General features: G+C 75.4%; 18 protein-coding genes. 9 read left to right on the top strand and 9 right to left on the bottom strand.

Annotation, left to right across the window (positions count from 1 at the left end):
* The 3 genes from I6A81_RS18630 to I6A81_RS18620 all read right to left on the bottom strand — a co-directional run.
* Window positions 1-1,176 (bottom strand): AAA family ATPase (locus tag I6A81_RS18630; RefSeq protein WP_203010250.1); only part of this gene is annotated, 1,176 nt, incomplete at its 3' end.
* A 229-nt stretch (window positions 1,177-1,405) separates the two neighbouring features.
* A complete protein-coding gene (locus I6A81_RS18625) occupies window positions 1,406-1,705 on the bottom strand; it encodes a DUF4193 family protein (RefSeq protein ID WP_203005629.1) in 300 nt (99 codons plus the stop codon).
* Window positions 1,706-2,345: 640 nt separating this feature from the next.
* Window positions 2,346-2,702 (bottom strand): YiaA/YiaB family inner membrane protein, encoded by a 357-nt coding sequence (locus I6A81_RS18620; protein ID WP_203005628.1) that lies wholly within the window; start codon window positions 2,700-2,702, stop codon window positions 2,346-2,348.
* Window positions 2,703-3,001: 299 nt separating this feature from the next.
* Between I6A81_RS18620 and macS the strand changes: the two genes are divergently transcribed.
* Together macS and I6A81_RS18610 are read left to right on the top strand one after the other, a co-directional pair.
* Window positions 3,002-4,237, top strand: a complete 1,236-nt coding sequence (gene macS / locus I6A81_RS18615; protein ID WP_307874746.1) for a MacS family sensor histidine kinase — start codon at window positions 3,002-3,004, stop codon at window positions 4,235-4,237.
* Entirely contained in the window at window positions 4,224-4,898 is a 675-nt protein-coding gene (locus tag I6A81_RS18610; RefSeq protein ID WP_203005626.1) for a response regulator, read from the top strand. Before macS ends, I6A81_RS18610 begins: the two co-directional genes overlap by 14 nt.
* A 154-nt stretch (window positions 4,899-5,052) precedes the next feature.
* Here the strand turns inward: I6A81_RS18610 and I6A81_RS18605 are convergent, their stop codons facing one another.
* Window positions 5,053-5,430: a GroES family chaperonin gene (locus I6A81_RS18605; RefSeq protein WP_203005625.1), complete on the bottom strand. Its 378-nt coding sequence runs from the start codon at window positions 5,428-5,430 to the stop codon at window positions 5,053-5,055.
* A gap of 297 nt (window positions 5,431-5,727) precedes the next feature.
* Here I6A81_RS18605 and I6A81_RS18600 point away from each other — a divergent pair, with 297 nt between their 5' ends.
* The 3 genes from I6A81_RS18600 to I6A81_RS18590 all read left to right on the top strand — a co-directional run bounded on the left by I6A81_RS18600 (window position 5,728) and on the right by I6A81_RS18590 (window position 10,160).
* Window positions 5,728-6,372 carry a hypothetical protein gene (locus I6A81_RS18600; RefSeq protein ID WP_203005624.1) on the top strand — a complete coding sequence of 215 codons (645 nt, stop codon included), beginning with the start codon at window positions 5,728-5,730 and terminating at the stop codon, window positions 6,370-6,372.
* A gap of 88 nt (window positions 6,373-6,460) precedes the next feature.
* Complete coding sequence (locus tag I6A81_RS44600) at window positions 6,461-8,308, top strand: hypothetical protein (RefSeq protein ID WP_203005623.1); 1,848 nt, start codon at window positions 6,461-6,463, stop codon at window positions 8,306-8,308.
* 631 nt (window positions 8,309-8,939) lie between these two features.
* The gene (locus I6A81_RS18590; RefSeq protein WP_307874745.1) at window positions 8,940-10,160 is read left to right on the top strand and encodes a lysylphosphatidylglycerol synthase transmembrane domain-containing protein; all 1,221 of its coding nucleotides are present in this window, start codon (window positions 8,940-8,942) and stop codon (window positions 10,158-10,160) included.
* A 171-nt stretch (window positions 10,161-10,331) separates the two neighbouring features.
* On the opposite strand, the gene I6A81_RS18585 is transcribed toward I6A81_RS18590, so the two are convergent.
* From I6A81_RS18585 to I6A81_RS18570, 4 genes are all read right to left on the bottom strand, one after another.
* Window positions 10,332-11,105, bottom strand: a complete 774-nt coding sequence (locus I6A81_RS18585; protein ID WP_307874744.1) for a dienelactone hydrolase family protein — start codon at window positions 11,103-11,105, stop codon at window positions 10,332-10,334.
* 299 nt (window positions 11,106-11,404) lie between these two features.
* On the bottom strand, window positions 11,405-12,262 hold the full coding sequence (locus tag I6A81_RS18580; protein ID WP_203005622.1) for a DsbA family protein: 858 nt from the start codon (window positions 12,260-12,262) through the stop codon (window positions 11,405-11,407).
* A gap of 10 nt (window positions 12,263-12,272) precedes the next feature.
* Complete coding sequence (locus tag I6A81_RS18575) at window positions 12,273-12,968, bottom strand: MauE/DoxX family redox-associated membrane protein (RefSeq protein WP_238430099.1); 696 nt, start codon at window positions 12,966-12,968, stop codon at window positions 12,273-12,275.
* On the bottom strand, window positions 12,965-13,765 hold the full coding sequence (locus I6A81_RS18570) for an SCO family protein (RefSeq protein WP_203010249.1): 801 nt from the start codon (window positions 13,763-13,765) through the stop codon (window positions 12,965-12,967). The genes I6A81_RS18575 and I6A81_RS18570 overlap by 4 nt, the downstream gene beginning before the upstream one ends.
* A gap of 429 nt (window positions 13,766-14,194) precedes the next feature.
* Between I6A81_RS18570 and I6A81_RS18565 the strand changes: the two genes are divergently transcribed.
* A complete protein-coding gene (locus I6A81_RS18565; protein ID WP_203010248.1) occupies window positions 14,195-14,593 on the top strand; it encodes a DUF3618 domain-containing protein in 399 nt (132 codons plus the stop codon).
* Between the two features lie 20 nt (window positions 14,594-14,613).
* Complete coding sequence (locus tag I6A81_RS18560) at window positions 14,614-15,351, top strand: histidine phosphatase family protein (RefSeq protein ID WP_203005619.1); 738 nt, start codon at window positions 14,614-14,616, stop codon at window positions 15,349-15,351.
* Window positions 15,352-15,397: 46 nt separating this feature from the next.
* On the opposite strand, the gene bcp is transcribed toward I6A81_RS18560, so the two are convergent.
* Window positions 15,398-15,889: a thioredoxin-dependent thiol peroxidase gene (gene bcp, locus I6A81_RS18555; RefSeq protein WP_203005618.1), complete on the bottom strand. Its 492-nt coding sequence runs from the start codon at window positions 15,887-15,889 to the stop codon at window positions 15,398-15,400.
* Between the two features lie 114 nt (window positions 15,890-16,003).
* Between bcp and I6A81_RS18550 the strand changes: the two genes are divergently transcribed.
* Both I6A81_RS18550 and I6A81_RS18545 read left to right on the top strand, forming a co-directional pair.
* Window positions 16,004-16,522, top strand: a complete 519-nt coding sequence (locus I6A81_RS18550) for a DinB family protein (RefSeq protein ID WP_203005617.1) — start codon at window positions 16,004-16,006, stop codon at window positions 16,520-16,522.
* A 203-nt stretch (window positions 16,523-16,725) separates the two neighbouring features.
* The gene (locus I6A81_RS18545; RefSeq protein WP_203005616.1) at window positions 16,726-19,266 is read left to right on the top strand and encodes an FHA domain-containing protein; all 2,541 of its coding nucleotides are present in this window, start codon (window positions 16,726-16,728) and stop codon (window positions 19,264-19,266) included.
* The last annotated feature ends 55 nt before the right edge of the window (window positions 19,267-19,321 follow it).

The raw sequence follows: 19,321 nt of genomic DNA, 5'->3' as shown, positions 1-19,321 counted from the left end.
GGGCGCCCGCGGGGCGAGCGGCTCGCCAGCCTCGGCCAGGTGCCCCGCGACCTGCCGGTACAGCCCGGCCGCGCCGCCCCCCCCCCCCCCGGGGGGGGGGGGGGCGCGGGCGCGCCGGGCCCCCCCCCCCCCCCCCCCGGGACCGGCGACGCCGACCGACGCGGCCAGGCCAGCCAGGCCCGGGCCACCGCCACGAGAGCCGCCGCCGTCAGGAACGGCCGCGAGCCCGGCGGCGGCCAGCCGCAGCCCGGCGGCCCAGCCCCGGGTGGCCGCGAGCAGTCCGGCGCCCGCGGCGGCCGGTGCCCGCAGCGCGGTCATCAGCCGCCCGGCCTCCTCCGCGTCGAAGGCGAGCAGGTCGGGACCGATCTCGGTGAGCTGGCCCGCGGCGCGTGCCCGGTGCGCGGCGACCGGCACCCGGCGGCCGGAGAGCACCAGCCGCAGGCCGGCGGCGCCTGTGGCGAGCAGTTCCAGGCCGGCGACGTCGGCTGGGTCCCGCGTCAGCTCGACGTCGTCGACGACGAGGACCAGCGGGCGAGGGCATCCCCCGGACAGGGCGCCCAGCAGCTCGCGGCAGAACCGGTCGGGAGCGGCTCCCGGAGCCGGCGGGTGGAGCCGGTCCAGCGCCCCGTCGGCCGTGATCTCGGGGTGAGCCCGCAGCGCGGCGAGCAGGTGCTCCCAGAACGGCGCCCGGGGCGTGGAGGCCGGGTCGGCCTCCACGCCCGACCCCGGGTCCACCTGCAGCCAGACCAGGGGGATGGTGTCGCGGCGGGCCAGGTACCAGGAGGCGAGCAGCGCGGTCTTGCCGCAGCCCGCCGGGCCACGCACGATTGTCAGTGCTCGCGTGGTGGCGGCGTCGAGCAGTTCCCACAGCCGCGGTCGGGGCAGGTGCGGAACGGGCAGCGCGGGCGGCGCGAGCCGGCAGCGCAGTGGTGGCGGGGTGGGCCGGTCCGGCTCCTGCCGCGCGACGGTCTTGGGGGACCGCGTGGCCGTCGGCTGGGTGAACCGGGTCAGCGAGCTTCCCCGCCCGGCCTCCGACCGGGCGGGGCCGCGCCGGGGCCGCCCCGCCGATCCTCGACGGTTCGCGGCGCCAAGCCGCCGGGGAACGCGTCTCGGTGACCCGCCGTGCCCCCCGGAGCCGTCGTCGCGCTCGCCCGGCATCCCACCACCCCCCAGCACCCAACGTACGGTAGCTGGGGGAACACTCTCTGTCTCTTTACCGTTGCCGGGTCTCGAGGCGCGCCGGCCGCCGACGGCGGGTGCCGTCGCGCGCCGGTGATCGCGAGCCGCTCAGGCGGCGCCAGCCGCAGCCGCGCGACGATGGCGAAGCCCCGCGCGGCGGAGGCCGCTCAGGCCGCGCCAGCCACAGCCGCGCGACGATGGCGAAGCCCCGCGCGGCTGTGGCCGCTCAGGCCGCGCAGTCGGAGCAGACCGTGCGGCGCACGTCGGCCAGCTGGCTGCGATGGTGCACGAGAAAGCAGCTCGTGCAGGTGAACTCGTCGGCCTGACGCGGCAGCACGCGCAGCGAGAGCTCCTCGTCGCGCACCTCGGCGTCCGGCAGGTCCAGCTCCGTCTCGAGGGCGTCCACGTCGTCGCCCAGGTCGGCGGCGGCGCCCACCCGCTGCGCCTTCAGGGACTCCAGGCTCTGTTCCTGGAGTTCGTCGTCGTCCACGTCCACGCCGCGCCGCGCGTCGAAGTCGCGAGCCATGCCTCTCCTTTGTCCTTCCCGTCCGCAACTGGCCGGTCAACCGGCCCTGACACACCAGCCGCACCGGCCCCATCCCGGCTCGCCAGCCCGCGCGGTCCGTCCCCGGTCCCGCCGGCTGCCGCCGCCGTCCTCGCCCGTTCCCACGTTCCGCGGCCCACCGGCCGCGGCCGCCGGGATGGTCACCGGCCCTCCGAGGACGGCAACAGCCTGCCCCGGCGCACCGAACTCCATACCCGAACGAGATCGGATGGTCACAATACGCAATGCCCCCGGCGCCGGAGCGCCCCGGCGCCGAATGTCCCCATTTCCGGGCATCAACGTGGCCCGAAACCGGCTGGTCGGCCCGGGCCGACCAGCACGGCCACCCGGCACCATCACCCGAAATCGGGGCATTGATACCAGAACGGCCCGGGTGCCACATCGCCCGGGGCGTCCCCCGCTGGATGACGGCGGACACCGGGCCGCCGGCCGTCGCCTGGATCATCAAAGTCGGTGCGAAGGATACGGGCCCGACGCGGCCCCAGGCCAACATCCAGGTGGTCTCCGTCGTGTCTGTCCGGCCACATCCGCGGCCCGGGCAGGCCAGGGCCCGGCCCGCCGGTCCACGGGTGGGCTGGCGGGCCGGGCCACGGTCGCCACGTCAGGGAGCCGGGGTCCGCGAGGACGGTGGTTCGGTGGCGAAGGCCGTGGCCTTTCCGGGGAGCGGGGCGGGGGCTCCACCGAAAGGGTCGTACTCGGCGAGCAGGCGCTCCAGCCGGGCCTGGTCGACGCGGCTGACGACGCTGGACGCCTCCTGCTGGTCACGCACGCACTTGGAGAGCGTGAAGGTCGACGTGACGACGTACAGCAGCCCGACGATCATGAGGCCACGCATCCAGCCGTCAACGGGCATGTACGCGACGGCGACGAGGGTGGCGCCGAGCGCCACCCCGAAGGAGAGGATGGCCTGGACGAAGAACGCCGTGCTCGCCCGGGACGTGGGCGCGTTGTTGGTCATGGCGGCCAGTGTCCGAGCCCGCGCTCCGCCCGCCATGAGTATCGACGTCCGATCTGCCATGAGTAGGAACGCTCAGGGCGGAAAGGCCCGGTTGCGCCAGACTGGTGGAACATCCGCGCCGCTGACGGAAGAGAGCCGCGACGATGTTCCTCGATGCCTCGGCGGCGCCCCGGCCGGAGCCGCGCGACAATGGCGAAGCCACGCGCGGCCCAGGCCGCCGAGCGGCGTGGCGCGCGGCGCCGGCCGGTTGGGGCCGCGCCGTTCGCGCGATCGTTCGTTGGGCGCGAGGGCCGGACGGGGTGCGGGGCGCCCTCTGGCGATCGCTGGCCGTCTTCCGCCTCGTCTCCCTTGGCTATGCGACCGTCGCGGCGGCCACCCGACTGGACGGCGCCGATCGCCCCACCCTCGGCGTCGCGCTGGTCGTGTCCATGGTCGTCTGGTCGGTGGCGCTGACGCTGCTGGTGCCCGCCGTCGAGGCGGACCGCCCGCGTGTCCTGCGGGTGCTCACGTCCGCCGACGTCGTGGTCTGCGTCGCCGCGGTGCTGGCGGCCGGGCTCGTCGGCCCCAGGGAGAGCCACGCCGTGCCGATGGTGTGGGCGACGAGCGGGGTGTTCGCGGCGGCGCTCGTCTGGCGCGCCGCGGGCGGGGTCGTGAGCGCGCTGCTGGTCTGCGCCGCCTTCTTCCCTGAGTGGGGCACCGTCACGGACTCGCTGGTCCGTACGTGGACGCAGGTGCTGCTCGCCGGCGCGGTCACCGGGTACCTGAGCGACACGGCGCTGCGGGCGCAGGCCCAGCTGGCCGAGGTGCTGGCCGCGCGCGCCGGTGACGCCGAACGCGCGCGGCTCGCCCGCGACGTGCATGACGGCGTGCTGCAGGTGCTCGCGCTGATCGCCCGGGAGGCGCCGAGGGGACTGCCGTCGGCCGAGGTGGCGCGGCTGGCTGCCGAGCAGGAGGCCGCGCTGCGTGACCTCCTGCGCGCCCCGGCCGACGACGGCCCACCCGGCCTGGGCGCGTACCCCGGCTCCCGAGGACCGGCCGGCGCCGGCCCCGTCAGGACCGACCTCGCCGAGGCGCTGCTGCGGTTGGGCCGGCCGGCCCAGCCGCCCGCCTCCCACGCCCCGGCGGGCGACCTGGCGGGCGACCTGGCGCCGGGTGAGGGGGCGCCGGGTGAGGGGGCGCCGGCGCGGCTGCCGGCGGTGACCGTCGCGACGCCGGGCGTCCCGGTGACGCTGCCCGCCAACCACGTCGCCGAGGTGGTCGAGGCGGTCCGGGCGGCGCTGGACAACGTCGCCCGGCACGCCGGTCCCGGCGCGTCCGCCTGGGTCCTGCTGGAGGATGACGGCGACGAGGTCGTCGTCACGGTCCGCGACGACGGGGTCGGCATCCCGCCTGGGCGGGTCGAGGAGGCCGCCGCGCGGGGCCGGCTGGGGCTCGCGGTCTGCGTACGCGGCCGGATCCGCGAGCTGGGCGGCGAGGTCAGCGTGCTCGGCCGCGCCGGGCAGGGTACGGAGGTGGAGCTGCGTGTCCCCCGATGACGCGACGCCCGCGGTTCAGCCCCGCCGGGTGGTGGTCGTGGACGACCACCCGCTGTGGCGGGACGCGCTCAGCCGCGACCTCGACGCGGCCGGCTTCCCGGTCGTCGGGACGGCCGGGTCGGTCGCCCAGGCGCTGCGGGTGGTCGCCGCGACCCGGCCGGACCTGGTCGTGCTGGACCTCTCGCTGCCCGACGGCTCGGGCGTCGAGGTCATCCGGGCGCTGCTCGGCGAGGGGCCGTTCGACGGGTCGGTGCTGGTGGTCTCGGCCTCCGGGGAGCAGGCGGACGTGCTGGCCGCGGTCAAGGCCGGCGCGTCGGGCTACCTGGTGAAGTCGGCCCGGCCGGAGGAGCTCGTCGACGCGGTGCGCCGGACGGCGGCCGGGGTTCCGGTGTTCAGCGCGGGGCTCGCGGCGCTGGTCCTCGGCGAGATGTCCCGGGCCGCCCGGCGGCCCGAGCCGCCGGGCGCGCCGCGGCTGACCGCCCGGGAGGTGGAGGTGCTCCGCCTCGTCGCCAAGGGCCTGTCCGCCCGGGACGTGGCCGAGCGCCTGGGCGTCTCCCCGCGAACCGTGCAGAACCACGTCCACAACGTTCTGAGCAAGCTCCAGTTGCGCAACCGCGTCGAGCTGACGCGCTTCGCCGTACGTGAGGGCTACGACGACTAAGGGCGCCTGGTGGCTCCCGTCGACGGGCCTGGGTCGATCCGCGCGGCCGAGGAGCCGCCGAACACGCCCCGCCATCTGGGCCGCGAGCCGACGCCGGGCAGGCGAGCCGACGCCGGGCGTCGCCAGCGCTGTCGCCGGAGGTCCAGAGGTGTCGCTAGAGGTAGAGCCCAGTCAGTCCGTCGTCGAGGCGTTCGGCCGCCACCGCGTGCACGTCGCGTTCCCGCATCAGCACGTAGGTGGAACCATGCAGCTCGACCTCGGCGCGGTCCTCGGGGTCGAAGAGCACCCGGTCGCCCACCTGGATGGTCCGCACCGCGGTCCCGACGGCGACGACGTCGGCCCAGGACAGCCGCTTGCCCATCTTGGCGGTGGGCGGAATCACAATGCCGGCCTTCGACCGCCGGTCGATCGAGTCCTCCCGCGGCTCGACGAGAACACGATCATGTAGGAGGCGGATCGGCAGCGCCCCGGCGCGAATATCGACACCGGCCGTGCCGCCGATGCCGTTGACACCGCCGGAAACACTGGTCACGCGCGCGACACTACCCCGCCGCGGGCCGACGCTCCCCGGTCCCTTACACCGACTTCGCCAGCAGAATGGTCGGCAACGCCCCGCCAGACGGATCTTCGCTGGTAGGGGCCACCAACCTCCCCGGATGGGGAACGCCTCCCCAACGCGTTATAAGCTGCCGCCCATCACCCGGAGTTGGACAGTTCTACCCCGGGAACGCGGGGAAGCTACCCCGCGGACGGGCCGGCCCTTCCTGCTCGCTGACCGGAAGGTCAACTTTCGCCGGCACAAGACGCAGACCACGGGACGGGACGCAATATGGCACTCCGCATCAGTGTGGACCTTGACGGCCTGCGGTGGGCCGATCTGTTCCGGTTCGTCGACCTCGCCCGCAACGGCGGCATCGGCCCGGACGACCAGGTCGATGTGATCACCTACGGCAGCGACCCGATGTCGGTCAGCCTCTCGGCTCGGATCTTCCCGCAGTCTGACGGCTTCCTGTCGGGTGAGCAGGAGTCGGGCGCGGAGGCGCTGCGCTCGGCGCCGCTGTCGATCAACCCGGCGCCGTCCAGCAACGGCTCGTCCCCGTATGGCTACGACGCCGCGGCCGACCGCGCCCAGTCCCCGAACGGCGCGCACTACCCGTCGTTCGACGGGGCACCCGAGCGGCCGAGCACGCCACCTTCCAACTACCCGGCCTACGAGGCGCCGAGCGACCGGGGCGCGCCCGGCGGCCAGGGCGGCAGCCACTATCCGTCCTTCGACAACGGCCAGCCCGAGCGGATGGCCGGCGGCGGCCAGTATGCCGGCTTCGAGCCGGTGTTCGACCGCGGCGCGCCCGGCAAGGAACTGCCCGGCTCGAACCCGGCGGACAGCCCGTACATCGAGGAGTTCGCCCGGTTGCAGGAGGGCCTGATGCGCCAGGTCCGCCGCAACGACGAGGTCCGGCCCGAGCGCGCGTGACCGCGTGACACGGTCGCACTGGGCCATTCCCGCCCCTAGTCGGGTGCCGCCTGAGCCGCGCCCGACCTGATAGTGCATGCTGGCATTAATGGAGGATCAGGGCGTTTCCGACGTCGAGCGTTACTACGGTCGGCTGTGCTCGGAACTTGACATGATCAGGAGCGGTCCGGTGCTCGCCGGTCCGCGCACTATCGAGCACATCCGCTCCCTGCTCGCGCTCATCGACCTCCATCAGCCCAACGAGTTCGACGTCTGTCTCGGCTGCGACCGGCTCTGGCCGTGCGCCTCCGTCGTCGCCGTCGCCGGCCTGCCGCCGGAGCTGCCGGCGGCCGACCAGGAGATCGCGCAACCGCGCGCGCTGCCCGGCGCGGCCCGTCCCGCCCGGGCCGCCTCCGGCGTGGGCGGCGCGCCAGCCGCGCGGCCGGCGGCGGCATCCGGCGGGCATCCGGTGGTCGGGCCGGACGGTCGCCTGCTTCCCGGCGCGCTGCCGGAGCCGCCGGCGGCGCGGCCCATCGGGGCCGTCCCGCTGGTGTCCTCCCCACAGCCACCGGTCCCACAGCCACCGGTCCCACAGCCACCGGTCGCGCCGCCACCGGCGCCAGCCGTGCCGCCGCCCGTCGCGCAGCCACCCGTGATGCCGCCTCGGGTCGCCGCGCCAGCGGCCACGGCCAGTCGGCCGGTACTCATCCCCGCGCTGAGTTCGACGCCCGCGCGGCCGGTGCCACCGCCGCCGGCCGCGCCGCCACCGGCCGCGCCGCCGCCCATGACGGGCCAACCGCCGAGGGCCCCGCAGCAGACCTCCCAGAGCGGCTCCGCCGATCGCGGAGGGACCCCGGATCCGGCGGGAGCCTCGCCCGCGCGCGGCATTGATCTGTCGCCGCCGTTCCCGCCGCCGCCGACCGGGCCGATGCCACGTATCCCTCCGCCGGGCGAAAGTTACCTGGATTTCCCGCCGCCCGAGGCGGCTGGCGCCAACCCGGCGTTCCCGCCCCCGGGGACGACCGCGGCCAGCCTCGGCTTCGGGTCGCCCGGACTGACAGGGGCGAATCCGATCCTGCCGCCGCCGGGCCTGACCGGGGCCGTCCCGGTTCCGCCGCTCCCGGCCGCGGGCGGCGACTCCGTGTTCTCCGGCCCGGCCCCGCGCCCTGGGCCGGAGGGGAATCCCGGCACGCGGCCGCGCTTCGGGCCACCCGCCCGGCCGGGCGACCAGGCACCACCGGCCGGCGGGCCGCCGCGTCCGCAGCCGCCTGGGCAGACCGCGCCGCCCGGACGGCCGTTCACCGGGCCAGGCCAGCCGCCCCAGGGCGCGCCGCGGCGTCCGGGCCCGCCCGGCCCGATGCCGCCCGCGCAGGCGGGCTCGTCAGGGCCGTCACTACCCGGCATCTCGGGGCCCGGCGGCCTGCCGGGGCTGGCCGGCCCTGGCCAGCCCGCGCCGCCGGGGGCGCGGCCGGCCGCGGCGCACTCCGGCCCCCTGCCCGGGCCGAACGCGGGACCCCCCCGCCCGGGGCAGGGCATGCCCGGCGCTCCGGGCGGACACGGCCGCGTGGAGCGGCCCGCCGGCTATCCGGCCGCTCCGGCGCCACGCCCGGACGCGGGCTACCCCGGACAGGCGCCGACCCACCGGCCCACCGGACCCGGCGGGCCTGGCGGCCCCGGCGGGCCGACCGACTCGCTGGGCGTCCTCGGCGCCAGCGGGCTGCCCGGGTCGATCGACCCGCGGCTGCGCCCCCACGCGGGGCCGCCGCGCGGCCAGAGCCGCTCGATCTCGTCGCCGCCCCCACCACACCGCTCGATCCACCCGGACAGCGTCGACCCGGCCACCGGCCGCCCGCTCGACCCGATGGCCCGGCGTCCCGGGGCACCCGCGCTCGACGACATCACTCCGGAATGGATGACCCGGCGTGACCCGATCCTCGATGGCATCGACGTCATCTAGCCCATCGACGTCAACTGGTCGTTGGTAGCCCCCGTGGGTAGCCCCCGCGGCCGGCGACGCCTCGCGCCCTCGTGGCCGAGGCCCGCACGTATCCGTCGGCGCGCCAGTCATGACCGTCGGTCACCGGTCGACCGTGGCCACCCCCGATCCTTCGTCCGTCGGACGTCGACCAGACACCCGGTGACAGGGTGACCCGTCGCCTGACAGACCCACAATGACGTCACAACGCCTACCGTGGTCGACTGTTCGGGCCGGCGGGGAACCGCCGTCACCCGCCGGACGTGATGACTGATGGTGACGGTCGACCGCGGATGGCCGAACGCGCACGGCCGTGCGCACAATGAGACGGGCGGAGCGGACCGAAAGCGGGTAGTAGTCGGTCTGACTCCGCTCAACCATCCTGCCCGAGGGGAGCCCAGTCATCGAGACTCGGACGCCGCCGGTATCGGACCCGACCGGGTTGCCGGCGCGCCCCGCCTCACCGGCGGGGCCGCCATCGCCCGTTTCCGACCACGGGCCGCCCTCCACCGGCACCAGCCCGCGGGCGGCTCAGGGCGGCCGTCCTTCCAGACGTCGCGCGCTCACCACCCGGCCGACACGCGCGATCCTCGCCAACCCGCCCACCATCCGGGTGCTCACCCGTCCGGCCACGGTCCCGGCGCTCGTCGGGCCGGCCAGCATCCCGGTCTTCCTGGGTTCGCCCGCCGTGCCGATGCTGACCAGCGGGCTCACGATGCCGCGCGCCCTCGCCGTCCCGCTCATGGGCGGCGCGACCGGGGCCGGGGGCACGGTGACGCTGCCGGCGCCCCGGCGCCGGGCCGCCGCCCGTCCCCGCGGTGCCGCGGGGCGCGCCCTGGACTGTGTCGACCTCGACCTGACCGCGCGGCTGCGCGCGCGGCCGCGCCTCCCACGGCGGCGCACGCTGCTGCTCGGCGTGATCCTCGGCGTCCCGCTGGCGATGCTCGCGTTCCGGTTCCGCTCCGACGTCGAGCGCCAGCTCGCCGACGTGCCGGCGCCGGACTGGCCGTGGCTCATACTGTGCGGCTTCGGGGCGACGATGTACTACGTCACCAACGGCGTCGCGTTGCGCGCCGGCAGCGGGCTGCCGCTCGGCGTCCGTGTGACGACCGCGGTCCAGTGCGCCGCGGCAGCCGCGAACCGGATCATCCCGGCCGGCATCGGCGCGGTCGCCGTGAACCTGCGGTTCCTGGAACGCCGGGGCCTGCCCCGCTCGGCGGGGCTCGCCACGATCGCGTCCACCAAGGTGGTCTGTGGGCTGGTGCACCTGGCCGCGATCGCCCTCGTGGCCGCGCTGGTCGGCGACTCGCAGATCACCAGCGCGCTGACCGGGCCGCTGCGCGACACCGTGACCAGCCTCGGTCTCGGGCCGTCCTGCGTCGCCGCCGCCGGCGTCGCCGCCGCGGTTGGCGTGCCGCTCGCGCGCCGTGGCGTGCGGGAACGGCTGCGCGGGCCCCTGAAGACCTTCTGGACCCACCTGCGGGAGCTGGCCCGCTCCCCTGGCCGGGCGAGCGTGCTCGCGACCTCGCTCGCCGGGACGAAGGTGGCTCAGGTGATCGCGCTGACGGCGAGCGCCCGGGCGTTCGGGGGCGAGGTCGGCGTGCTGTCGGTGGCGGCGGTATATCTGGTCGGCTCGGCGGTAGCGGGCGCCGCCCCGACCGCCGGCAACGTGGGCGCGATCGAGCCGGCGCTGGCGATCGGCCTGGCCGCCGCCGGTGGGGCCGCCGGGCCGATGGTCGCCGCCGTGCTGGTCTACCGGCTGATCGGCTACTGGCTGCCCGTCGTCCCCGGCGTCATCGCCCTGACCGCCCTACGCCGCCGCGGCGACCTCTGAGGCCCGCAAGGCGCGATCCTGTCCGGGACGGACGCCCAGCGGGATCGCGGCTGGTGCCGGACAGGCGCCGGACACCCCGGCGCCAGCCACGATCAGGGCCTCACGCCCTCCCGCGCCGGTGGTGGGCGGGCGGCCGCGGTCCCGGGCCACGCCCCCCGCCGCGGCGAGCCCTCACGCCGCCCCGGCCTTCAGGACGTCGGCGAAGAGCTCGGCGGTCCGGTCCCAGTGGCGTTCGGCGGCGGCCTCGTCGTAGACGGGGAAGTCCGACACCGCGTAGCCGTGCAGGGCGCCGGGGTAGAGCTCGATCCGGTAGTCGACCTTCGCCTCGTCGAGCGCCGCGGCGAGGCGCGCCTGGTCCTCCGGGGTGCAGGAGCCGTCCTGGTCCGCGACGCCGAAGTAGAGCCGGGCACGCACGTCCGCCGCCCGCTTGTGGGGACTGTCCGGATCGTCCTCGACCGCGAGCCGGCCGCCGTGGTGCGAGGCCGCGGCGGCGACCCTGTCCCCGAACGTGCCGGCCGCGATGAACGCGAGCCGGCCACCCATGCAGTAGCCGGTGGCGCCGATCCGTTCCGTGTTCACTCCCGCCGCGTCGTCGAGCGCGGCGAGCAACGCGCGGGTGTCGGCCATGACCGCCGTCGGGTTTGCCTTCGCCATGACGCCGAACAGCCGCGTCCTGGCCTCGGGGTCGCTGAAGGCGGTGGCCGCGTCGAACGGACCTGCGTCGGGGGTGCGGTAGAAGACGTTCGGCAGCGCGACGGCATAGCCGAGCCCGGCGAGCCGGTCGGCCATGGCCAACGTGGCGGGCCGGACACCGAACGCGTCGGGGTACATGACGACGAGCGGCAGCGGGTCGTCGCCGGACTCGGCCTGGTGGCCGGCCGGCAGGTGCAGATATACGTCCATGACACCGTCGTCGGTGCGCACGTCGAGCTTGGACACGGTCACGCGGACTCCTCGGAGTCGTCGATAGGGCGCCGTGGGCGCGCCGACGTCGTGCGTGGCGCGCGGAGCGGCGACCGGGCTGAGACGGGCCTGCGTGTGCCTGCCGGCGGGCGGGCGCCCGGCGGACCAGGTCAGCCGGAGCCGACCGCGCCGGGCCCGGCCGTCCAGCCAGACTCCCGCCAGCCGGAACTCGTCCGGCCCGGATACCTCCGGAACACGCGCCGCCGACGGACGGCACAGCCTTCCGACAGCATCTCGCGTCGCGTCCCGACGCGCTCCGGGCGCCGGCCCGTTCAGGCCCCTCAGCCAGCGGCGTTCACCGCGTCCTTGAACGCGTCGGGCAGCAACTGGTCGTTCGAGAGCGTCTTGCCGTTGACCATGGCGGTGGGTGTACCGGTCACGCCCCGTTTGGAGGCGGCGTCGTCGATCTCGGCGACGTAGCCGTCGTACTTCCCGGAGCGGACGGCGTCGACGAATGCCGGTGAGGTCAGCCCCACCTTCTTGCCGAGCTCGATCAGGCGGTCGTTCGTGAACGCTCCGGAGTTCTCCCGCTCGAACTGGTTCTCGAACAGCAACGAGTGGAACTCCTTGAACTTCCCCTCCTGGGCCGCCGCGGCGGCGGCGTTCGCGGCGCGGACCGAGTCGGGCCCGATGAACGACATCGTGTGGTAGACGACCTTGATCTTGCCTTCGTCGACCAGGGAACTGATCGTCGGGCCGGTGGTGGACTCGAAGCTGGCGCAGACCGGGCACTGGAAGTCCTCGTAGAGGTCGACCGTCACCGGGGCGTTCGCGTTGCCGACGACGATCCCGTGGTCGGTGCCGGTGGCGCCCGCCGGGAGCACGACCGGCTTGTCCTCCTCGCGCGAGGTCTGCACGATGATCCCGATGACGGCGGCGACCAGCACGGCGCCGAGCACGGAGGCGAGCACGACCAGCCGCCGGCGGCGCCGCTCGCGTGCCTCGGCCGCCGCCTTGGCCGCCGCGGCGCGCTCCCGGCGAGCCGCCGCGCGTGGGTCCCGCCCACCCGCACCCCCGCCCGCGCCCGGACCCGAGCCGGGCCGCCGGGACCCGCCCGCCCCGCCGCGCGGATCCCGCCCACGGCCGGCCCCCGGCCCGGTGCCCTGGCCCGTCCCGCGCGGCCCCGTGCCCGCGGTCATCTGTCGCGCCTCATTCGTCCCGCCCGTCTCCACGTCGCGGCCCCGACGCGGGCCCCGTCCGCCGGTCCGCGTCGACAAAGGTGTCGTCGTAGGTGTCGTCCCAGTTCCCGTCGGCCTCGTCCCAGTTCCCGTCGGCGTCGTCCCAGTCCTCCGGCGCCCGCGCGCGGCGCCGGCTCGGCGAGGGGCCGTCCAGCAGGCGGTCCAACGCGAGGAACCCGGCCGGCCAACGGACCAGCAGCCCGCTCGCCACCAGCAGCAAGCTGTCACGCACCAACTCTGATGTGTAGTGGGTCGGCGCGTCCGCCGCGAGTTCGCCGCCGGAGGAGAAGCAGCCGCACTCGATGCGCAGCCCTCGGGCCGCCGCGGACGCGATCGCCGCGATGTACGCCGCGAGCATCAGCGCCGACAGCAGCGCGCACACCCGGACGGCCAGGCCGAGCACGAGCAGCGCGCCCAGCACGATCTCCACGAACGGCACCGCGTAGGCGACCGGCTCGACCAGCGCCTCCGGCAGGATCCGGAACGCCCGCACCGTCCGGACCATCCCGTCCGGGTCGCCGATCTTCAGCGCGCCGGCGACCAGCCACACCACCCCGAGCCCCAGCCGCAGCAGCGTCGAGACCACCCGGACCCAGGCCCGCGCGCCGAGCGGCGGCCGGGTCGCACCCGGCCGCGACGGGCCGGCCGTCGCCGGCTGCATCGTCATGGCGCCCCCTCGGCCACCAGGACCGGAAGGTCGTGGATGTAGTCGGTGATCTGGGTACCCGGCGGGTAGCGCAGCGCCAGCCGGCCATCTCGGCCGAACGCGAGCACCTCGCCGCCGTGCGCGGACTCCAGCGGGCCGCCCGTTCCCGTGACCGGCTCCTCGACGTCGACCCCCAGCGCGCGCGCCTCCGCCTGAACCCGGTCGAACGGGCCGGTCAGGCCGTAGAACCCGAAGCCGGGGTCGAAATGATGCAGCCAGCGGGAGACCACCGCCGGGGTGTCGCGCGCCGGGTCGGTGCTGACGAAGACCACGCGGATGTGGGCACGGACATCGGGCGCCAGCTCACCCAGGGCCGCGGCGAGATCGGCCATCGTCGCCGGGCACACGTCCGGGCAGCGGGTGCGGCCGAAGTAGAGCAGCGCCACCCGGTCGGCGGTCCTGGCCCGCAGGTCGAACGGCAGCCCGTCCGTCCCGGTCAGGTCGAGCGCGGGCTTCGTCATCGGCCGCGCCGGGGTGATCCCGTGCAGGCCGTCCGACCGGTGCCCGCCGGCCAGCGCCGCCCGCATCCCGGGGGTTTCGTCCCCGCAGGCCGCGGTCCCGGTGACGAGCGCGGCCAGCGCCAGCGCGGCCAGCGCCGCCGGCGGTCCGAGGGCGCGGCCTGGCGGCCCGCCGGGGCGCGGCCGGCGCCGCGCCGGGGTTCCTGCCGGATCGGCGAAGCCGATCCGGGAGGTCTGCGGGCGTGTTCGGGCGCGCCGCTGGCCGTCGGCGGGTGCCGACGGCGGCCGGGTCGTGACCATGATCCTCCGTGCTGAGCACGAACAGGCGCGGGGCGGGTCAGGTCCGCCAGTACGCATCGGTGCGGGCCCGTGGCCAGCAGTAACCGTAACGAAGGATGCCGGCATGAAGTTGCCACGTCCGGAGGCCATTGGTCCGTTTCAACGGGGCGAAAGAGCCCGGACTGACCTCACCCACCCGTTCAGGAGCCACCCGCTCAGGAGCCATCTTGTTCAGGGCTCCGCGCGGCCGGCCGCCCGAGCAGCGTGGACTCGCCGGCCCGGACGCGCGGTCCTGGCCGTTTCCCGCTCGTCAGGCGCTGTTGGCTCTGGCACTCTGGAACTGGACCGGCAGCGCTCTCCTGGCTGCGCTCCATTGGCTCCGGCCCCAGGCTGCGCGCGATCATCGCGGCGGACCAGCCGTCGGCCCCGGCAAGACGAGAGGTCAGATCGGTGCCGCAGGACCCAGCGACCATCCAGCGCCAGATCGAGGACACCAGGGCCGAGCTGGCCGAGACCATCGATGCCATCGCCGAGATCGTCAGCCCTCGCCGGGTCGCCGAGCGCGCTGGCGAGCAGGTCCGCGCGAAGGCCGCCGAACTGCGCGCCCGGGTCGGCCACGGCGCGCGCCCCGTCGAGCTGGCGGGCGCGGCGCCCACCGCGGGCCGCGGCGCCGTCGCGGTCACCGCCGTCCCGGCACCCGCCGCCGCGGCGGGCGGGGCGGCGCCGGCCGGCCAGGGCGGCGGGCCGGCGAAGCGCACGGTGCGGTGGGGACGGGTGGCGCTCGCCGCCGGCGCCACCATGCTGCTCGTCGCGCGGACGACGCGGCGCCGCCGGCGCCGGCGCGGCTAAGCCGCCGGCAGGCGGCCCGGATGAGCCTCGACTTCCACGACCACCCGCCACCGGGCCGCTTGGTGCTGGTCCGGCACGGCGAGACCGCCTGGAGCCGGTCCGGTCGGCACACCGGGCGGACCGACATCGGGCTCACCCCGGAGGGCGAGCGGCAGGCCGCCGCGCTGCGCCCGGTGCTGCGGCAGTTCCGCTTCGCGCTGGTCGCGACCAGCCCGCGGCTGCGCGCGATCCGGACCGCCGACCTCGCCGGTCTGCGCGCCGCGCCGGTGGGCCCCGGGCCGGCCCAGGCCCAGCGCGCCGAGGACGACGGGGCGACCCCGCCGCCGTTGGACGTCGCGGCCCGCGAGGTCTGGCCAGAACTCGCCGAATGGGACTACGGCGACCTGGAGGGCCTCACCACCACGCGGATCCGCGAGGACCAGCCGGGCTGGACGATCTGGACCGGCCGCGTCCCGGGCGGCGAGAGCGCCGCGCGGGTCGCGGCCCGCGCCGACGCGGCTCTCGCCCGGGCGCTCCCGGCGCTGCGCGACGGCGACGTGGCCCTGGTGGGCCACGGCCACCTGACGCGGGTGCTGATCGCCCGTTGGCTGGGGCTCGGCCCCGCCAGCGGCGCCTGGTTCCTCGTGGAGCCCGCGGGGGTGTCCATCCTGCGGCACGAGCGGGAGACCCGGGTCCTCGGTGCCCTGAACCTGCGCCCGGTGACACCAGGCGACACCGAGACGGCTCCGGCCGTCACCGCCGCCGCCCAGACGTCCTAGGACGTCTGGGCGCGCGCGGGGCGCGCTGGTCCGCCGGCCGCGCCGCTCAGGCGGCGGCGAGGCCGAGGTCGCGGATCAGCTTGGCGACGTGGCCGGTCGCCTTGACGTTGTAGAGCGCCTTCTCGATCTTTCCCGCGGCGTCGACGACGAACGTCGAGCGGATGACGCCGACCGTCTTCTTGCCGTAGAGCGTCTTCTCGCCGTAGGCGCCGTAGGCGGCGAGCACGGACCGGTCCTGGTCGGACAGCAGGGGGAAGGTCAGCCCTTCCGCGTCCCGGAACTTGACCAGCTTGGCCGGCTTGTCCGGGGAGATCCCGAGCACGTCGAGGCCGGCGTCGTTCAGCTGGGCCAGGCTGTCCCGGAAGTCGCAGGCCTGCTTGGTGCAGCCGGGGGTGCTCGCGGCCGGGTAGAAGTAGATGATCACCCGACGGCCCCGGTAGGACGCCAGCGACACCTCCTTGCCATCGGCGTCCGGGAGCGTGAAGTCGGGAGCCGCGTCACCCACACTGAGCCGGGCCGCGCCAGAGGTCTCGGTCATGGTCCGAAACCTAGCTCCGGCGCGGCGAGCCCGGCAAACCACCTCTCCTACCTCGTCCGGCGGATCCGGTGAAATCGGTTCGAGATTGTCCTAGGCCGTAGGCATCATGCCGGCATGACGTGGACCGCGCCGAAGATCACCCGAATGGACGAGCCGACGAGCGGCGGCGAGCGCGAGCAGCTCGAGAGCTGGCTGGACTACCACCGCCAGACGCTGCTGCTCAAGTGCTCCGGCCTGACCGCCGAGCAGCTGCGGCAACGGTCCGTGCCGCCGTCGGCGCTCTCGCTGCTCGGCCTCGTGCGGCACATGGCCGACGTGGAGCGCTCCTGGTTCCGCCGGCGGTTCGCCGGTGAGGACGTGAGCTACCTCTGGTTCACGGAGGAGAACCTGGACGCGGACTTCGACGACGTGGACGGCGCCGATCCCCAGGAGGCCTTCGACGCCCTGGCGGCGGAGGTGGCGCTGGCGCGGTCCGTCGCGGCGGGCCGCTCGCTGGACGACACCTTCGTCAGCCGGAGCGGTGTCACCCTGACCCTGCGCTGGGTCTACCTCCATATGATCGAGGAGTACGCCCGCCACAACGGGCACGCCGACCTGCTGCGCGAGCGCATCGACGGCGCCACCGGGGATTAGCGCGCTCCGGGGACGGCGGCCGCCGGGCACGCGGCGGTCGCCGGCCGGTCAGAGCGACCCGGACGGTCAGAGCGACCCCGGCCGGTCATCGCGGGACGCCGCCGCGCCCGTCGCCTGGGCGACGCCCGATGGGAAGGTTGCGGGAAGGTCGGATTCCTACGCTCCCGGACGCATCCATGCTCGGGAGACGAAAGTAGAACGTCATGCCTGCCGGCCTGTCCATTCTCAGCGGGACCCAGACCATCACGGTTCCATCCGACCGACCGTTCGTCGTCGGGCGCGCAACCGCCGCCGACCTGGTAGTCGCGGACAACCGGGTGTCGCGGCGCCACCTGCTGGTCGAGCCGACGCCCGACGGCTGGGCGGCCGTGGACCTCAGCGCCAACGGGACATGGCAGGCGGGCCGACGGGTGCGCCGGGTCGACCTGCGCGCCGAGACCCGGTTCCATCTCGGCGCCGCCGACGGGCCGCACGTCACGCTGGTCCCCGAGCAGGCGGGCGGCGACGAGCCGCCCGTCACGACCGCGCTGGACCCGGGCGGGCTGCTGGGCCGGCTCGATGGCCACGACGCCTCGGCGACGGATGCCCACCACGAACTGCGGACCCTGTTCCCCGGCGCGCTCGGCGAGGTGTCCGGGCCGGTGCTGCCGGCCGGCCGCCGCGGCGGGGACAGCCAGACCACCGATCCCGCCGGCGGGCGGGTCCACCCGCTGGCCCAGGGCGTCACGACGATCGGCCGTTCCACGGCGAACACCATCGTCGTCGACGACCTGCTCGCCTCCCGCCGGCACGCCGAGCTGTTCGTCGGCCAGAGCGGGATCACGATCGTCGACCTGGGCTCGGCGAACGGCACCTTCGTCAACGGGCGCCGGGTCGACCGCGCGGGGCTGGTCCCGGGCGACCTCGTCGCGGTGGGGCACCACGTCTTCCACGTCGCCGACGACCAGCTTGTCGAGTACCTCGACTCCGGCGACGTCGCCTTCGAGGTGGACGGGCTGTCGGTCGACGCCGGCGAGGCCCGCCTGCTCCACGACATCACCTTCCGGCTACCCGGCCGCGCGCTGCTCGCCGTCATCGGCCCCAGCGGCGCGGGCAAGTCCACCCTGCTGAACGCGCTGACGGGCGTCAGGCCGGCCAACGTGGGAGCCGTGCGCTACGCCGGCCGCGACCTGTACGCCGACTACGACGAGCTGCGCCACCGGATCGGCTACGTCCCGCAGGACGACATCCTGCACACCTCGCTGACCGTCCGCCAAGCCCTCGAGTACGGCGCCAAGCTCCGCTTCCCCGCGGAGACCACGAGCCAGGAGCGTGGCGCGCGGGTCGACGCGGTCCTCGCCGAGCTCGGCCTCACCAACGCGCCCGCCGACGCCAACGCCGGCGACGGCCAGGAGGCTCCCGCCGGCCCGGGTGCCGGCCCCGCCGGCGGCGACCTCGCAGACCGGCGGGTCTCGAAGCTCTCCGGCGGGCAGCGCAAGCGCACCAGCGTCGCCCTGGAGCTGCTCACCCAGCCGACGCTGCTCTACCTCGACGAGCCCACCTCCGGCCTCGACCCGGGTCTGGACCTCGAGGTCATGGAGTCGCTGCGCCGGCTCGCCGACGACGGCCGAACCGTGATCGTGGTGACTCACAGCGTCGCCCAGCTCGACCTGTGCGATTACGTGCTCGTGCTCGCCAAGGGCGGGCATATCGCCTACTTCGGCCCGCCCCAGCGCGCGCTTTCCTTCCTGGGCGCGGCCACCTGGTCAGAGGCCTTCCGCGTCCTCAAGTCCGGCGAAGGAGCCGGCGAGCTGGCTCGCCGCTATCGAGCCTCCGACTACTTCGTGCGCGGCTCGGCCCGGGTGCCGAGCACGCGCCCCAAGCCGGCGGCCCTGCCGAGCATCCGCCAACAGTCGGTTCTGTCACAGGCATTGACGCTGTCTCGCCGCTATCTGCGCGTCATCGCCGCCGACCCGGCCCACCTGCGGCTGCTCATCGGGTACCCGTTCGTGCTGGGGCTGATCCCCCGGATCATCGACGCTCCGTTCGGGCTACACGCCACGCCGACGGGCCAGCCGAACCGCGAGGCGACGCTGGTCCTGCTGATGCTGATCCTGAACGCCTGCCTGATGGGTGCCTCCGCCGGCATCCGGGAGATAGTCAAGGAGCGGGAGATCTACCGCCGGGAACGGGCGGTGGGCCTGTCCACCGTCGCCTACCTCGCCTCCAAGGTGGGGGTCCTGGCCATGATCACCGGTGTCCAGGGAGTGGCGTTCACGACCGTCGCGACGATCGGCCGTGGGCCGGCCGACGGGACCCTGTCCGGCTTTCCGACCCTGGAGCTGATGGCCGCCGTGACCGGGGTCGCGATGGCCTCGGCGATGGCCGGGCTCCTGATCTCCGCCCTGGTCGACAGCACCGACAAGGCGATGCCCCTGCTCGCGCTGCTGACGATGGCGCAGCTGGTGTTCAGCGGCTCCCTGGTGCGGCTCGCGGGCCGGGTGGGGCTGGAGCAGGTCAGCTACCTGTTCCCCGCCCGCTGGGCGTACGCCGCGGCGGCGTCGGTGACCGACCTCGTCGGCATCCAGCGGCTCGGCGACGAACGGGTGAGCCCCGGCACGGTCGCCGACCCCGTCTGGGAGCACTCGGCCATGGCGTTCACGGTCGACCTCGCCGGCCTGTGCTGTGTCGGCCTGCTGCTCGTCGCGCTCACCTACGCGCGGCTGCGCCGTCTGGACCCGCGCACGGCCGGCCGTCGGCGGTGACCGACCCGACCCGCTGGCCGCCGCCGGCCGGGGCGCGAGCCGATCGCTCGCGCCC

Origin of the sequence: Frankia nepalensis (genome assembly GCF_016786325.1) — a bacterium.
Lineage (GTDB): Bacteria > Actinomycetota > Actinomycetes > Frankiales > Frankiaceae > Pseudofrankia > Pseudofrankia nepalensis.
The sequence above is the reverse complement of the archived record's forward strand: the minus strand, read 5'-3'. Positions and strand labels throughout refer to the sequence as shown.

Coding starts and splice junctions, on each gene's coding strand:
- I6A81_RS18550 (WP_203005617.1), top strand. CDS start 16,004: ATGACGTGGACCGCGCCGAAGATCACCCGAATGGACGAGCCGACGAGC.
- I6A81_RS18570 (WP_203010249.1), bottom strand. CDS start 13,765: ATGGTCACGACCCGGCCGCCGTCGGCACCCGCCGACGGCCAGCGGCGC.
- bcp (WP_203005618.1), bottom strand. CDS start 15,889: ATGACCGAGACCTCTGGCGCGGCCCGGCTCAGTGTGGGTGACGCGGCT.
- I6A81_RS18545 (WP_203005616.1), top strand. CDS start 16,726: ATGCCTGCCGGCCTGTCCATTCTCAGCGGGACCCAGACCATCACGGTT.
- I6A81_RS18600 (WP_203005624.1), top strand. CDS start 5,728: ATGGCACTCCGCATCAGTGTGGACCTTGACGGCCTGCGGTGGGCCGAT.
- I6A81_RS18575 (WP_238430099.1), bottom strand. CDS start 12,968: ATGACGATGCAGCCGGCGACGGCCGGCCCGTCGCGGCCGGGTGCGACC.
- I6A81_RS18625 (WP_203005629.1), bottom strand. CDS start 1,705: ATGGCTCGCGACTTCGACGCGCGGCGCGGCGTGGACGTGGACGACGAC.
- I6A81_RS18560 (WP_203005619.1), top strand. CDS start 14,614: ATGAGCCTCGACTTCCACGACCACCCGCCACCGGGCCGCTTGGTGCTG.
- I6A81_RS18580 (WP_203005622.1), bottom strand. CDS start 12,262: ATGACCGCGGGCACGGGGCCGCGCGGGACGGGCCAGGGCACCGGGCCG.
- I6A81_RS18620 (WP_203005628.1), bottom strand. CDS start 2,702: ATGACCAACAACGCGCCCACGTCCCGGGCGAGCACGGCGTTCTTCGTC.
- I6A81_RS44600 (WP_203005623.1), top strand. CDS start 6,461: ATGGAGGATCAGGGCGTTTCCGACGTCGAGCGTTACTACGGTCGGCTG.